This window comes from Sorangium sp. So ce363 (assembly GCF_051520435.1).
GTDB lineage: Bacteria > Myxococcota_A > Polyangia > Polyangiales > Polyangiaceae > Sorangium > Sorangium cellulosum_B.
This window is the reverse complement of record NZ_CP150333.1, coordinates 9279471-9293691: the sequence shown is the minus strand read 5'-3', so window position 1 is coordinate 9293691 and position 14221 is coordinate 9279471. Positions and strand designations below refer to the sequence as shown.

12 protein-coding genes are annotated in these 14221 nt (G+C 68.5%); 7 read left to right on the top strand and 5 right to left on the bottom strand.

Annotated features, from left to right (window positions below):
• The first annotated feature begins 210 nt into the window (after positions 1-210).
• Entirely contained in the window at positions 211-1206 is a 996-nt protein-coding gene (locus tag WMF12_RS34970) for a pseudouridine-5'-phosphate glycosidase (RefSeq protein ID WP_437852332.1), read from the top strand.
• Positions 1203-2093: a carbohydrate kinase family protein gene (locus WMF12_RS34965; protein ID WP_437852331.1), complete on the top strand. Its 891-nt coding sequence runs from the start codon at positions 1203-1205 to the stop codon at positions 2091-2093. Before WMF12_RS34970 ends, WMF12_RS34965 begins: the two co-directional genes overlap by 4 nt.
• Before the next feature lie 19 nt (positions 2094-2112).
• Here the strand turns inward: WMF12_RS34965 and WMF12_RS34960 are convergent, their stop codons facing one another.
• The gene (locus tag WMF12_RS34960) at positions 2113-2787 is read right to left on the bottom strand and encodes a glutathione S-transferase family protein (protein WP_437852330.1); all 675 of its coding nucleotides are present in this window, start codon (positions 2785-2787) and stop codon (positions 2113-2115) included.
• Between the two features lie 71 nt (positions 2788-2858).
• On the opposite strand from WMF12_RS34960, the gene WMF12_RS34955 reads away from it, so the two are divergent.
• Together WMF12_RS34955 and WMF12_RS34950 are read left to right on the top strand one after the other, a co-directional pair.
• Positions 2859-3704 carry an AraC family transcriptional regulator gene (locus WMF12_RS34955; protein WP_437852329.1) on the top strand — a complete coding sequence of 282 codons (846 nt, stop codon included), beginning with the start codon at positions 2859-2861 and terminating at the stop codon, positions 3702-3704.
• 177 nt (positions 3705-3881) lie between these two features.
• Positions 3882-5252, top strand: coding sequence for an extracellular catalytic domain type 1 short-chain-length polyhydroxyalkanoate depolymerase (locus WMF12_RS34950; protein ID WP_437852328.1), 1371 nt, complete (start codon positions 3882-3884; stop codon positions 5250-5252).
• 453 nt (positions 5253-5705) lie between these two features.
• Here the strand turns inward: WMF12_RS34950 and WMF12_RS34945 are convergent, their stop codons facing one another.
• The 4 genes from WMF12_RS34945 to WMF12_RS34930 form a co-directional block, all read right to left on the bottom strand.
• Entirely contained in the window at positions 5706-6164 is a 459-nt protein-coding gene (locus WMF12_RS34945; RefSeq protein WP_437852327.1) for a hypothetical protein, read from the bottom strand.
• Positions 6165-6342: 178 nt separating this feature from the next.
• Positions 6343-6732: a hypothetical protein gene (locus WMF12_RS34940; protein WP_437852326.1), complete on the bottom strand. Its 390-nt coding sequence runs from the start codon at positions 6730-6732 to the stop codon at positions 6343-6345.
• Between the two features lie 10 nt (positions 6733-6742).
• Complete coding sequence (locus tag WMF12_RS34935; RefSeq protein ID WP_437852325.1) at positions 6743-7582, bottom strand: hypothetical protein; 840 nt, start codon at positions 7580-7582, stop codon at positions 6743-6745.
• Between the two features lie 657 nt (positions 7583-8239).
• Positions 8240-9712, bottom strand: a complete 1473-nt coding sequence (locus WMF12_RS34930; protein ID WP_437852324.1) for a protein kinase domain-containing protein — start codon at positions 9710-9712, stop codon at positions 8240-8242.
• Positions 9713-10446: 734 nt separating this feature from the next.
• Here WMF12_RS34930 and WMF12_RS34925 point away from each other — a divergent pair.
• From WMF12_RS34925 to WMF12_RS34915, 3 genes are all read left to right on the top strand, one after another.
• Positions 10447-11241, top strand: coding sequence for a hypothetical protein (locus tag WMF12_RS34925; RefSeq protein ID WP_437852323.1), 795 nt, complete (start codon positions 10447-10449; stop codon positions 11239-11241).
• Positions 11242-11469: 228 nt separating this feature from the next.
• Complete coding sequence (locus WMF12_RS34920; protein ID WP_437741016.1) at positions 11470-12405, top strand: hypothetical protein; 936 nt, start codon at positions 11470-11472, stop codon at positions 12403-12405.
• A gap of 153 nt (positions 12406-12558) precedes the next feature.
• Complete coding sequence (locus tag WMF12_RS34915) at positions 12559-14181, top strand: hypothetical protein (protein WP_437852322.1); 1623 nt, start codon at positions 12559-12561, stop codon at positions 14179-14181.
• The last annotated feature ends 40 nt before the right edge of the window (positions 14182-14221 follow it).

Sequence of the window (14221 nt, the reverse complement as noted above, 5' to 3'; positions counted from 1 at the left end):
GTCGTGGGGTACGGCCACGCTCGTGGCGAAGCCCCACGGTTCCAGAGCCCACCCCCGGATGCTCGATACGCAAGATCGACTCATCAACACCGCTGTTCTACTCCTGGACAAAATGGACAAGAGATTGCGGCAGCCAGATTGGCGACCGCTTGACGCTCGCGCCTGGTGCCTCTAGGAGGCGCCAAACCCTCCCTACCGAAGGATCTCAGCGTGCCAGTCAAGGACCACCTCTCCATCTCGCCCGAGGTCAGGAAAGCGCTCGCTGGCGGCCGGCCGGTGGTCGCGCTGGAGTCGACCATCATCACGCACGGCATGCCGTATCCGCAGAACCTCGAGATGGTGCAGCGCGTGGAGGCGGTAGTCCGCCGGAACGGGGCCGTTCCGGCGACGATCGCCATCATGGACGGCAAGCTCAAGGTGGGCGTGAAGGGGGAAGATCTCGAGCGGCTGGCCAGGGGGGGCAGCAAGGCGGCCAAGGCCTCGCGGCGCGACGTGGCGGCGCTCCTGGTCCTGGGCGGGATGGCCGGGACGACCGTGGCGACCACGATGATGGCGGCGGCCTGGGCCGGTATCCAGGTGTTCGCCACCGGGGGCATCGGCGGCGTGCATCGCGGGGCGGAGACGACCTTCGACATCTCCGCCGATCTCGAGGAGCTGAGTCAGACGCAGGTGGCGGTGGTCTGCGCGGGGGCCAAGTCGATCCTCGACATTCCCAAGACGCTGGAGACGCTGGAGACGCATGGCGTGCCGGTCCTGGGCTACAAGACAGAGGATTTCCCGGCCTTCTGGGCGCGGCAGAGCGGGCAGAAGGTGGACCACAGGGTCGAGAGCGCCGAGGAAGCGGCCAGGGTCATCGCGCTGCAGTTCGAGCTCGGCATGGGCGGGGTCCTGGTGGCCAACCCGATCCCCGAGAGCCATGCGATGGACGCCAGGGCGATCGAGGCGCGGATCGAGGAGGCGATCCGGTGCGCCGAGGCAGAGGGGGTGAGCCGCAAGGACCTGACGCCGTTCCTCTTGAAGCGCATCTTCGAGCTCACCGAGGGCAAGAGCCTCGTCGCCAACATCGCGCTGGTCGAGAACAACGCGGCGGTGGCGGCGGAGATCGCGGCGGCGATGAGCGAGCTCGGGGCCAGGCCCAAGTCGAAGTCGAAGTCGAAGCCGAAGTCGAAGTCGAAGTCGAAGTCGAAGCCGAAGGCCAAGGCATGAGCGCGGCCCGCCGCGTGCTCGTGGTGGGCGACGTGATGACGGACGTGATCGTCCGCCCCGAGGGGCCGCTGGTGCGCGGCTCGGACCGGCGCGCCAAGATCGAGAGCCGCCCCGGAGGCTCGGGGGCCAACCAGGCGGTTTGGCTCGGTTCGATGGGAGCGAAGGTGTCGTTCGTCGCCCGGGTCGGAGCCAGGGACAAGCCGCATCTCGAAGCCTATTTCAGGAGCTTCCATGTCGACCCGATCCTCGTGGCCGACCCGCAGAATCCATCGGGCGTGCTGGTCATCCTCGTCGACGCCGACGGGGAGCGGAGCTTCCTTACCGATCGTGGGGCGAACCTCGCGCTCGAGCCTTCGGACATGCCGGTGGGGCTCCTGGACGAGACGCGGCTGGTGCTCCTCTCGGGGTATTCGCTCTTTGCCGAAGGGCCTCGGCGGGCCGTGCTGCGGCTCGCCGAAGAGGCGCGGCGCCGCGGCGTCCCGATCGCCCTCGACGCCGCGTCCGTGGGCTTTCTGCGGGAGGTGGGGGTCGGGGACTTCCTTGAGTGGACACGAGGGATGTCGACGCTGCTCGCCAACGCCGACGAGGCAGAGGCGCTCTCGGGCACGGGTGACCTCACGGCGCAGATGATCGCGCTGGGCGCCTATTTCGAGCGGGTGATCATCAAGCGTGGCGCGCGGGGCGCGGCGGTGGGCGGACGGCAGGGCCTGCGCCTCGACGAGCCGGCGCCTCAGGTCGAGGTGGTGGACACGACCGGGGCCGGCGATGCGTTCGCGGCCGGGTTCATCACCGCGGAGCTCCAGGGCGCGCGCGAGGCGGAGTGCCTGCGGCGCGGGATCGAGGCGGGATCGAGGGCGGTGAAGCAGCTGGGTGGGCAGCCGGAGTAGACGGCAGCCTGGGCGGCGATCAGCTCGCCCGCGCCTCCGCTGCGGCCGCGGCCTCGTGCGCCGCGGCGAGCTCTGCGTCCTTCGCCGCGATCCGCGCGAACGCCGGCCGGCTGCACACCCGCGCGACGTAGTCCGTCACCTCCGGCAGCTCGGGCACGAGCTTGAACTTCACCATCCACTCCAGCGCCTTGCCCCAGAGGACGTCGGCCGCCGAGAATCGATCGCCGAGCAGATACGGCCCCTTCCGCAGCGCCTCCGCCACCACGCCGAACATCGTATCGAAATCTCCGTACGGAGACGTCGCGGCCGGGGCCGGATCGCGCTTCATCGCCCGATCGACGACGGCCGGCTCGAAGCACGACCCGTAGTACGCGATCCACCGGAGGTACGGCCCGCGCAGCGGATCCCCGATGGCCGGGGTCAGGCCGGCCTCCGGGAACAGATCGGCGAGGTAAATGACGATCGCGACCTGCTCGGTGACGAGCGCGCCGTCGTGCAGGATCGCGGGCACCTTCCCGAGCGGGTTCACGGCGAGGTAAGGGGCCTTCCGCTGCTCCCCGGCCTTCATGTTCAGCACGCGGAGCTCGTGGGGCGCGCCCAGCTCCTCGAGCAGGATGCGCGTGCCCACCGAGCGCGAGTTCGGAGAATGGAACAAGACGAGGTTGCCCCTCGGGGTCGTGGTCGAATCAGCCATGTTGCTGCCTCCGGGGCGGACGCTACTGCCCGGGCGAGGCGCGGTATTGTAAAAGAGCGCCACGCGCGATCATGAGCCGGAGCATCACCCCCGAGGACCCCACCCGCGGCATCCTGAACCCCGCCGCGGGTCTCCAGCGCTTTTTCGCGCTGCACCGCCACGCGCCCGCGCCGGACCTGGCCAGGCTCGTCGACTGGCACTGGGTCGTCCGCTGGTCGCTCACCGCGCCGTTCGAGCAGGAGCTCTTGCCGCACCCCTGCGTCAACCTGGCCATCGAGGCGCCGGGCTCGGCGGTGCACGGCATCGGGACCCGCCGCGAGGTCGTCCGGATCGAGGGCACGGGGCGCGTCGTCGCGACGAAGTTCAAGCCGGGCGGCTTCTTCCCGTTCGCGCCCGTCCCCATGCGCCGCCTGGTCGACAGCGTCGTCCCCCTCGTCGAGATCTTCGGCGGCGCGGCCGGGCCGCTCGAGCGCGCCGTGCTCGACCAGCCGGACGACGCCACCGCGATCCGCGCCGTGGAGGAGCTCCTGCGCGCGCGCAGGGGCCCGGAGGACGCCGGGCTCGACGAGGCGATGGCGCTCGCCGTCCGCGCGCAGGACGATCGCGACATCCACCGCGCCGAGGATCTGGCCCGGATCGCGGGCGTCTCGGTCCGCACGCTGCACCGCGCGTTCGAGCGGTACATCGGCGTCGGGCCCAAGTGGATCATCCGGCGGTCACGCGTGCAGGAGGCCGCGGAGCGCGTGGCCACGGGCGCGCCCGTCGCGTGGGCGGCGCTCGCGCAGGAGCTCGGGTATCATGATCAAGCGCACCTGATCCGGGAATTCAAGACCCAGGTCGGCTTCACACCGGCCGTCTATGCAGAGCGGTGCGCGGCAGCGAGGTCGAAAGGCGGCCCGCCCGGCGTGAAGGGGTGAGCTGCGGGTTTACGGCCATTCACAGCGCGAGAAGGCTCCATGATGCGCAAGGTCTTGGTTCAATTTTCGCGGACTGGAAGAACCCGAAGCGGCTTGCGCCCAAGTTCCTGTGTCGATAGCATCCGCGCGCCAATCGCGCGCCATCGTCGGCGACGCCAGCTTTAGAGGTAATCGAACATGCGTCGATTTCAGAATCGCGGTTTCGTGGTCGCGTCGTTCTCTTTGGGGCTGTTCGCGGCCATGCCGGTGTACGCGGCGTCGGTGCAGGCGGTGAGCCGGGCGACGTGGGGAGCGAGCGGCGTCCCGAGCTACGTCAACATGAACATCTACGTCCCGGACAAGCTGGCCGAGAATCCGCCCATCGTGGTGGGCTGCCACTCGTGCAGCACGCCGGTGAGCTCGTTCTTCAACAGCATCTCGGGTGTCAAGGCGGGCGCCGACAAGAACGGCTTCATCATCATCCTTCCGGAGGCCACCGGCCGGAACTGCTGGGACGTGGGCACGACGAAATCGCTGACCCACGACGGCGGCGGCGACACGCAGGCCGTCGCTCAGATGGTGAAGTACGCGCTCGAGAAGTACAAAGGCGACCCGAAGCGCGTCTACGTGATGGGCGGCTCGTCCGGAGCGATGATGACGCAAGCCATGCTGGCGGTGTACCCGGACATCTTCCGGGCCGGCGCGGCGAGGGCGGGGGTGGCGGCCGGGTGCTGGGCGGACGGCTTCGACGGGGGCCAGCAATGGAGCAACAACTGCGCGGGCGGCAGGACGAGCAAGTCAGCGCAGCAATGGGGAGATCAGGTTCGGGGGATGTTCCCTGGGTATACGGGGCATCGCCCCCGCCTTCAGATCTTCCACGGCACGGCGGACGCGACGATCAACTACAAGAACCAGGCCGAGGCGATCAAGGAATGGACGAACGTCCTCGAGCTGAGCGAGACCCCGACCTCGACCGACATGATCACATCGGGCGGGACCACCTATGATCGCCAGTTCTGGAAGAACGAGTGTGGCTACACGGTGTTCGAGGCCTGGTCAGGAAGAAACGGCGCGCACTCCATGCCGTACGAGGCCGATGCGATCCTCGCGTTCTTCGGTCTGGACAAGGCCGGTGGGGCCGATCCGGAGACCGACTGTTCCGAGGCTGCCGGCAGCGGCGGCACGGGTGGCTCGGGCGACGGCTCCGGGGGTGATCAGAACGTCGGCGGCGCCGGGCCTGCTGCGGGGAGCGGCGGCGCCTCGGGGGACGGCGGAAGCGCGGGCGAGGGCGTGACCGTCGGCTCTGGCGGGCAGCCCGCTGGCGGCGGCGAGGTCACCACGACGGGCGGCAGCGACCCGAGCGGCACGAGCGGCACGAGCGGTACGAGCGGCGCTGCGGACAGCGCCACCACCGGCGCAGGCTCGGAGTCTGCAGGTGAATCGGGTGAAACGGGTGGGTGCGCCGTCGTCGGTAGCGACGCCAAGCCGAAGGGCTCGTACGCAGCGGTCGTCGCCATGGGCCTTGCGCTGTTGACGCTCCGTCGCCGGCATCGAAACGCCGGGCGCTGACACGTCGGCTCGTCGGTGAGATCAGGTCACGACCCAGCTCCGTGAGTGGGTAAATTGTCGTTCCAAGCACCCGAGCCTGATCCGGGAACAACAGCGATTCCAGGTACTTCAACGTAAAGCTTGCCGCTCGGCCTCTCCGTACGCTCGCGGGTGCTGACGAAGAAACCCACGGCCAGGAGGAGAGGTGCGACACCGGGCTGCGCCGGAGCGTCGGCCATGTCGGACGGCCGTTGCGAGCGCCGGGAGCGTGTCGCGAGCGCCGCCGTTCATCATCGCGCGCGCTTGTGGATGCCGCAGCGCATCCCGTCGAGCCTGATGGTTGATGGTGAGGGGTCCTGCGTGCCGCAGGCGTGCGAGGCACGCCCGCCGCGAGGTATGCGAGCGCCAGGACGAGGCCGGGGGGCGCCGAGGGAGGCGAGAGGAGCGACGGGCGCGGCGAGAGCGGCTTCAGAGTCAATCTTCGCGCACTGCGTCGATAAATGGTAGCTGTTTTGAGTGGCGTGGATAATTGTCCGTTAGAAAATTCCTTGCGCCTTCCAGATTGCGGTTCTTGTAGAACCCGCCTTCGTAGACCAGCATGTTGCCGCGTCTGAAGTCCATCCCAGGGACAATGTTGATGTCGCCGATGTAATTTACAGCGGCCGATTTTATGGAAAACCCAAGCCCGCTTCCGGCTGGTCTCATGCCGTTCACCGTGTCGATGCGATAGTCGCCGGCTGGTAGCTCTAGCAGCCAGTAGCTGGAGCCGCTGCTGCCGTGTATGCGCGCTTCTAATAGGTCTTCTGTTGTGTTGGATAAAATGAAGGCGATGGCGTATTGACTGGTGGATGAGACTTGAAGGAGCGCTAGCCCATGGTCGCTCCTTGGGTTCGTGTTTGGGGATATGCTTGTCAAATTCAGGGTTTTGTGCATCCGATGAGCAGCAGCGTGAGGGCGATGATCAGGTTGTTCAGTTTTTGCATATGGCGCGCTGCTTTGTGGCGAATTGCTCGGTGCGTCCCTCGAGGAGCTGCGGTGTCGAGGTGTTCGGGATCAGGGCGGCGGTGCGGTCTCGATTGCCTGTCTGAGCGACCGTTTGATGCGGGTATCCTCACCAGGCGTCCAGGAACAGGCCGAGCCGCAGCGCGTGGCCGATGTCTCCGCCGAGGAAATATCGATATGCTATCTGGAGACCAACCGCGGAACCTCGTCTTGTTGCATTCGACAGTTCGAGCCCCGGTGCCAGGTAGGCTCCGCCATCGATGTCCAGGCGCTCCGCGGCGCAAGTTGGGCATGGTCCGCTATGCTTGGCTGAGCGTGTGAGATGCAAGCCCTGGTGACCCACGCCGGCAAGAAAGGCAACCTGGAATGCGTCGCCATGAGATGTGGGACGTCCCAGAATTCGATGCATCAGTCCGGCCTCTGCCGTGAATGTGAACCCTACAACGCTGGATTTGGACGTCTCACACTCGTCGGTCAACTGGCCATTGGCATCGACCACGCAAGCGGTCTCATTGAATCCGCCTGATTGGGCAGCAAACGCGAGCCCAGCACCAAGTTCGGCATAGGCGTACTTGAAGAGCGTTCCTCGCAGGCCGAGCCCGAGCGCGCCCATGGGCTTCGCCTTGGTCGTGAACGCACCGATTCAAGGCCGACACTCCAACCGTAAAGGACGGCGCTTTGAGCGCCGCATCGTCGGTCGCGTCCGGGACGGGTTGGTGGAGCTGGCGTGAAAACCGCCGCCGCGTAGCCAGGATCAATGTGCGATCGACGGTCAACCGTTCACCGTCGTCCAGCTCGATTACCACAGCGTTGTTGCTCAGCTCGACCAGCTTCCCCACGACCTCTCCATCGCCGGTCACGATGACGGCCTGCCGGCCAAGCAGGCCATCGAATGTCAGCGTTGCGTTCGCGGGGACAGGCGTCGGCGCCGGCTCGCTGAGCGAGGCCGGAGGCGGTCCGCCCTGCGCGGGTTGACCGTCGTCGACGCGGATGCGTGCGGATTGGATGGACGTTCGGTCCATCGTGACCATATGCCCATCTCGTTGTATCAAGCGGATTGTCGCCTCTTCCACGCCGATGAGCTTGCCCTCGAGATGACCGCCGTCTTGCTGCTCAACGACAATGTCGTGATCCATCATCGTGGCCCACTCAGCCTCGAGTACGCCGGCCGAGGCGGACGATGCCGCTGTCATCGCGAGCGCGACGACGAGCGCTCGTGCCCCGGGGAGAACCCTGCGGCACTCGTAGGAGCGCATGCTCCGATGGTCGATCATGTGCGTCGGGTTGTCGTTGTGGATGGTATCGGAGCGAAGGGGAGTTCTTTGATATGTAGGCAATTTGTTCGGCATCGTCGCTTGCCCAGGAGAGGTTGACCGCAGATGGGGGCCAATCCGAAGCGCTGAGGGGCCTTGCTCGACGAGGGCAAAGCGTGCTGCGCAGCCGGGGTCATCGTCTCGCTACTCGCTGCTTCCGCGGCTACCCATAGCTATCCCGATCTGGAAGAACAGCGGAGATGTCGTCTCGTGTCAAGAGGACGTGCCTCCGGTGCCTCGGCAGCGATGCCTCCCGCCGGGGAAGGGCCTCGCCGATGGGCAGGGTGGGGCTCCACGGCTACATTCCTGTGCAGTCGTGTCCGCTGGCCCGGCATGTTTGGACGGAATCTCGGCGTCGCCGACTCGAACCCGGGGTCGGCCCCGCCGGGATCCGGAGGTCGCTCGACAATCTCACCCGCGTTTCCGAGCGGCCGCGCCGCCCTCCCCGGACGCCTCTCGGCGACGCACCGCCAGCGACGAAGACGGGCGACACCCGGCGAAAGAGCAGCGATCTCCGCGCTACAGCGGTTTCCGCCCACCTCTGCACCATCCAGAGCAGAGCGGCAGCAGAGCGGCGGTCTCCCGCACAGGAGACGGGCCCAGATCGGCGTTTTCGGCGCGCAAGCGCACTCCGGTGCGCTGAGCACCGAAAACGTCGAGGTGGGCCCGTATCCGAAGCGGGTGACCGTCGCTCTAGAAGGGCACCTCCGGAATCGGCGCGCGGTCGAGCCCCGGCGCGGTCGTCGGCGGGATCGGCGGCCTCCTGGAAGGAGCGGGGACACCCGTGTGTGGTGTCCTGGGCGTGGCGCTCGACGGCGGCCGTGCTGCCGTGGTGGACGTCGAGGGCGCCGGTGGCGCTGCCGTCTCGCCGGCGGCGTCCGCTGCAGAGCCCGTCGCCTCCGCAACGGGCGCCGCGGGCGTCACGCTCTCCAGCGGCTCCGAGGAGCGCTCGACCTCTGCCGACGCGCTGGCGGCGACCTCCTCCGACGCCGGCGCGCCGGCCGAGGCGACCTTCGCGCCCGCCTCGCCCCCGGCGCTCGATCCGCCCCGACGCAGCGCGATGGTGACGCTGGCGCCGACGAGCATCGCCATCGCCATGCCGATCACCAGCCTCGCGCGCTGAGGTCTCTGAAGTCGGGCCTCCTGCGCCGTCGATCCGGCGCCGGTCAGGGTGCCTGGCCTCGCCGAGCGGGGCGTGGCCGCCGGCTCGTCGAGCTTGGCGACGTCGAGCGCTATCGTCCCGCTGAGCCTCGGCCGAGCGGTGCTCGGCACGCCGGAGCACGGGGATTGCAGATCCGGAATCGATGGAGACGCCATGCCCGCGACACGGCGGAGCTCGCCCATCATCTCTCCGACCGACTGGAAGCGCTCCGCCCGCTCGCGGGCCAGCGCCCGCGCGAAAAAGGCATCGATCGCCGGCGGCAGGTCGGGCGCGATCAGGGACGCGCTGGGCACCGGACCGACCAGGATGTTGGCGATCACCGCGCCGAGCTGGGCCCCCTGAAAGGGCAGCTCGCCGGTGACGCCATAGAAGAGGATGACCCCGAGCGACCAGAGATCGCTGCGCTGATCGATGTCCTTTTCGCCCCGGACCTGCTCCGGGCTCATGTAGTGGGGCGAGCCGAGCAGCTCGCCGGTGCGGGTCACCTCTTCCGTCAGCGCCGCGCCGGTGTCCTTGACGATGCCGAAGTCGAGGATCTTGACGACCTCGTCCTGCTCTCCCTCGACGCGCACGAGGAACAGGTTGGCAGGCTTGAGATCGCGATGGACGAGGCCGGCGTCGTGCGCGCGACGGATGGCCTTGCCGGCCTGCACCAGGATCAGGGTGGCGTCCACGAGAGAGAGCCGGCCGACGCGCAAGAGGCGCGTGCCCAGGTCCTCGCCCTGAAGCAGCTCCATCACGAGGTACGGAGTGTCGTCGTCGACGCCAAAGTCCTGGACGTAGACGACGTGTGGGCTCTGGAGGCTCGCCGCGATCCTGGCTTCACGCGCGAAGCGGGCGAGGAACGTCGACGACGCAGCATAGGTCGGGTCCATGAACTTGACCGCGACGAGAGAGCCCAAGTTGACGTGTCGCGCCACCCACACCGAGCCCATCCCGCCGTGCGAGAGAGGTCGTTCGAGACGATACTTCCCACCTACGACGGAATCCGGAGCGAACTGCATGGTGATGGCTTCCTCCTGATAGCCGAGGGAGGCGAGGGGAGCGTACAGGATAGGAAAGGCGCCGGCCACGACGAGGCGGGAGATGTCAGATGGATTATCCTTCTGTGCGCCACGTTCCGGGCGCCTCGGGCTCGACATGGCCACGAGATGGCTCCCCGGATCGCCGTGGCAGGCCCGGGTCCGACGCGGGCGTCGAGAGCGCCGTCGGTGCGTGACGTTCCTGACAGCGGCGGTGTTCGGCGAGGGGGACGCGCTCGGGACGACGGCGAGCGCGGACGCTGCGCGCGCCGACGCTGCGCATTCGCGCGCGGAGCACCGGCCTTGCTTGCGCAGCGCAGCACGCCGGGCCTCCGCGGCGGTCCGCCGGAGCCCGCGCCGGCGCCGGCGCCGGCGCCGCGAGACACCACGACGCCCCCGCCTCCGAACCCCCGCGCGGCAGCACGAGACCGCCCGCGAGAGCTATTGCGATCCCCTTGCCTCCGTCTAGACTCCACACTGCAATGAACAAATTATTTTGCAATTCAACTATCATCGCTGCTGGTCTCTCCCTCGCTCTCGGCGCGCTGGCCTGCGGAGAAGACGACAGCCCGGCAGACCAGAGTGGAACGGGCGGCGGGGCGACCGCCGGGTCGGGCGGCGGGGCGACCACGGCGGGGTCGGGCGGCGGGGCGACCAGCGGGTCGACCGCGGGGTCGGGCGGCGCGTCGACGTCGGCGTCGGCGTCGAGCGGCGGGGTGACGACGGCGTCCGGCGGCGATCCCAATCCCGATCCCGCGAACGCGCGGACCTTCGACCACCGGCACGCGAGCCTGGACGGTATCCCGGCGAGCTGCGCCGAGGCGCTCAGGTCGGGGGACTTCGTCTTCCACTACGCCCACCGCTCGCACGGCTTCCAGATCATCGTCGGCGCCGAGAGCATCGAGGCGAAGACCCCTACCTACGCCTTCGAGACGGAGTATTGCGACGTCCCGCAGCAGGAAGGCGCCTTCCTGATGTGGGACGGGATGATCGACACCGACCTCATCCCGGGCGAGGAGTACTGGGCGACCGAGGCCGGGATCAACGACGTGCGCACCATCCTCGGAGGGCACCCGGAAATCCGGTACTCGATGTGGGCGTGGTCCTCGGAGATCTCCGAGCAGACCGAGGAGGACGTGCAGCGGTACCTCGACGTGCTCGACGCGCTCGGGCAGGAGTTCCCGGAGGTGACCTTCATCTACATGACGGGGCCCGGTGACGAGGAGTACAACGGCGTGAACCGCACGGAGCGCAACCAGCAGATCCGCGATTTCTGCCGGGAGCATGGGAAGATCCTCTATGACTTCGAGGACCTCGACGTCCACGCGGACGGCGAGCGGCACACAACGACGGTGGACGGCGTCGAGATCCCGATGCAGCACCCGCGTTACGACGTGGAGACGTCCGGCAACGCGGAATACGAGCATACCCACACGACCCAGGGCGCCTGCGAGAACAAGGCCATGGCGTTCTGGCGCATGATGGCCGAGCTCGAGGGGTGCGCGCAGTAGCCCCCGAGGTCGGCGGGCGCGCGGGCTGGCGCTCGGCCGCGGCGACGCCGCGAGCCGCTGTCTTTCCTGTCGGTTAAGTCCCGGTTTCCGGCGGAGAACTCCGCCGGATCGCGTCGCTCACGTCTTGCGGGCCGCCTTGCGCCCATGCTACTCGGCTGTCGCACGGGCATGCTCCCCCGCGCGCCTCCCGCGCAGGGGCGCCGCCTGGCAGCCGATCGGAGGCGGGCCATGGAAAGCGCGATACCGCTCGGGAAGAAGCAGATCATCGACGGCCAGCTGCGGGTCTACTACTACGGTTACTGGATCAAGGCCTACGAGGCGCCGGCCGACACGCTGCTCGCGAAGAAGCGCCTCATCGAGGCGCTGACGCGGCGCCTGTTCAACCACGTCGAGCACGGCATCAACGTCCCAGGGAAACGGCTGGACGAGGCGCGGCTCGCCTTCGAGTCGGAGACCGATCCGCAGCGGAAGCGCGTCAAGGCCGCCATGCTCGCGGGCGCGATCTTCAATCGAGCGACGGATATCTTCACCAAGCTCGTCGAGATCCAGGAGCTCGGCGTCACCATCGAGCCCGACAATGCCCTGATGCGCGAGTGCGGAGAGCACCTCCTCGAGGCGCTGACGCTCGGGAAGATGGTGCTCCACCGCAGCGGCGAGGAGGGCCTCGACGAGCTCTGGGGCGAGCCCTTCAAGGCGTTCTCGTTCCCGATCGAGGCGTTCTACAACAGCCGGTATGTCAAGATCGCCCAGAGCATGAGGGCGATCGACGGCATTCGCGACGCGATGATCGCCACCTTCGCTGGCTCGCCGATGTTCGCCGGGCTGGACCGCCTGGCCCGCGAGTTCGCGCACGCGGCCAAGATCAAGTGCGAGACGCTGCGCACCGACGACGACATCTTCGAGGTCTGGACGTCGTTCGTCGTGTCGGCGGAGAAGCTCGCCGGCTTCCAGCCGCTGCTCGGCGCGGACGCCTCGCCCCATGAGCGGGAGCAGGCCGCCCGGGGCGTCGAGCTGATCGTCCGTGGCAAGAACGTGATCTCGTACATCACGCGCGCGCGCGTGCCGATGCCCAAGACCACGGGCGAGCTCCTCGAGCGGTACGAGCGCTATCGCGCCACGTACGGCGCCGCGCCCGCGTCCGGGCCTGCGCGCAGCGTCGCCTGAGCGCCCGGGTCGCGGCCGCCGCGAGCGCAGAGGCTTTCACGCTCATGAGCGTCAACGGAGCGGTGTTGTAGGCGGGCGCCCGACATTTCGTCTGTCTGCTGTCGCGGAATGTTTCCGTTGACGCTGGGGCGCGCGTCTCGGTATCACCAGGTGATGAAATACGCTTTGATCCTTTCGGGAGCGCTCTTTATCGGCCTCTCGTCGCTCCCCGCGAGCGCGCTGGTCACGCAGCCGAACGGCAGCGTCATGCCGCAGGACTCGAGGAACAACGAGGTCCAGCTCTACACCCTGTTCGCCAACCGGGGAGAGGCGCTCGACTACCAGGCCGATGGGAACACCGAGCCGTCCACGTTCTCGCCGCTCTGCGGCTTCACGGCGGAGCTGGTGCTCCGGCAGACAGGGTCTCGCCTCGGGGTCGGCTGGTACAACGTCGACCCCGCTGCCACGGCGCCGCCGGCGATCGACGACATCCACGAGATCGTCCCCGCCGGCTCCTCGGTCGGCACCGTCATCACCGCCGCGGATATCCGGAGCGATCCAGCCTATGCGGGCGGGCAGATCGGCTTCGCCCTCATCGGCGCGCAGACCCACTACTCCGAGCAGCGTTGGAATCAGGTGTGCACGGGCTGCGCCACGCCCGGACCCTGGGTCACCGCCGTCATCTATGCTTCGACGGTGACGCCGAACGCGTTTTACGTCGCGTTCGAGGATGGCGACGTCGGCCGGAACCCTGGCGACTTCAACAACGATGGCGACTACAACGATTATGTCTACTTCTTCAGCGGACTCACCTGCACCGGCGGCGGCGAGCCGTGCGATACCGGGCTGCCCGGCGTGTGCGCGCCAGGGGTGACCCAGTGCGCGGCGGATGGGCTCACCTGCCAGGGGCTCGTGCCGTCGTCGCAGGAGACCTGCGATGGGCTCGACAACGATTGCAACGGCACCGCCGACGAAGGCGACCTCTGCCCGCCGGAGCACGTCTGCGACCGGGGCGTGTGCGTGCAGGCGTGCGGCAGGGGCGAGTTCGTGTGCCCCTCGGACAAGGCATGTAATGCAGCGGGGTTCTGTGTCGAGCCCGCCTGCGCTGAGGTCGCCTGCGACGCGGGCGAGGTGTGCGTCGGCGGGCGGTGCCGCGCGCCTTGTGATGGAGTGCAGTGCCCCTCCCCGACGGTGTGCCGGGTCGGGGTGTGCGTCGACCCGTGCAGCACCGTGACGTGCGAGGAGGGCACGGTCTGCGACGGCGGCGTGTGCAAGCCGGAGTGCCCGTGCACGCCGTGCTCGAGCGGGCGCACGTGCGAGGAGGCGAGCGGGCTTTGCAGAGAGTCGGCCTGCGTTGGCGTCGCGTGCCCGCCTGGCCAGCGCTGCGACGCGGGCACGTGCGTGGACTCGTGCGCTGGAGCGGTGTGCCCGAGCGGGCAGACCTGCGCCGGCGGCGCCTGCGTGGAGGACACGAGCACGACAGCGGCCAGCGGGACCGGCGGCTCGACGGGAACGAGCCTGGACTCCGGCGCGGGCGGCGGCCTCACGGATCCGGCCGGCAGCGGCGTCACGGGAGGCAGCGGCGGCGGCGGCGGGTCAGGCGGCGGTTCGGGCGGGGCCGCCGCGGGCGGCTCCGGCGCGGACAGCGGCTGCGGCTGCACCGTGGCCGGCGCGCACGGCTCGCTCGGAGCGCCGCTCGCGGCGATCGCGCTGGCGCTGGCTGGAGCGATTTGCCGGCGGAAGCGCGGCATTGCTTCCGCAAGGGGCCGGGCGTTTCGGAGATCGACAGGGGCATGACACCGCCCTGGCCGCTCCTCTCCGGCGAGCGGTCATGGCA

Coding starts and splice junctions, on each gene's coding strand:
- WMF12_RS34960 (WP_437852330.1), bottom strand. CDS start 2,787: ATGGCTGATTCGACCACGACCCCGAGGGGCAACCTCGTCTTGTTCCAT.
- WMF12_RS34945 (WP_437852327.1), bottom strand. CDS start 6,164: ATGCACAAAACCCTGAATTTGACAAGCATATCCCCAAACACGAACCCA.
- WMF12_RS34965 (WP_437852331.1), top strand. CDS start 1,203: ATGAGCGCGGCCCGCCGCGTGCTCGTGGTGGGCGACGTGATGACGGAC.
- WMF12_RS34955 (WP_437852329.1), top strand. CDS start 2,859: ATGAGCCGGAGCATCACCCCCGAGGACCCCACCCGCGGCATCCTGAAC.
- WMF12_RS34930 (WP_437852324.1), bottom strand. CDS start 9,712: ATGCAGTTCGCTCCGGATTCCGTCGTAGGTGGGAAGTATCGTCTCGAA.
- WMF12_RS34915 (WP_437852322.1), top strand. CDS start 12,559: ATGAAATACGCTTTGATCCTTTCGGGAGCGCTCTTTATCGGCCTCTCG.
- WMF12_RS34950 (WP_437852328.1), top strand. CDS start 3,882: ATGCGTCGATTTCAGAATCGCGGTTTCGTGGTCGCGTCGTTCTCTTTG.
- WMF12_RS34920 (WP_437741016.1), top strand. CDS start 11,470: ATGGAAAGCGCGATACCGCTCGGGAAGAAGCAGATCATCGACGGCCAG.
- WMF12_RS34935 (WP_437852325.1), bottom strand. CDS start 7,582: ATGCCGAACAAATTGCCTACATATCAAAGAACTCCCCTTCGCTCCGAT.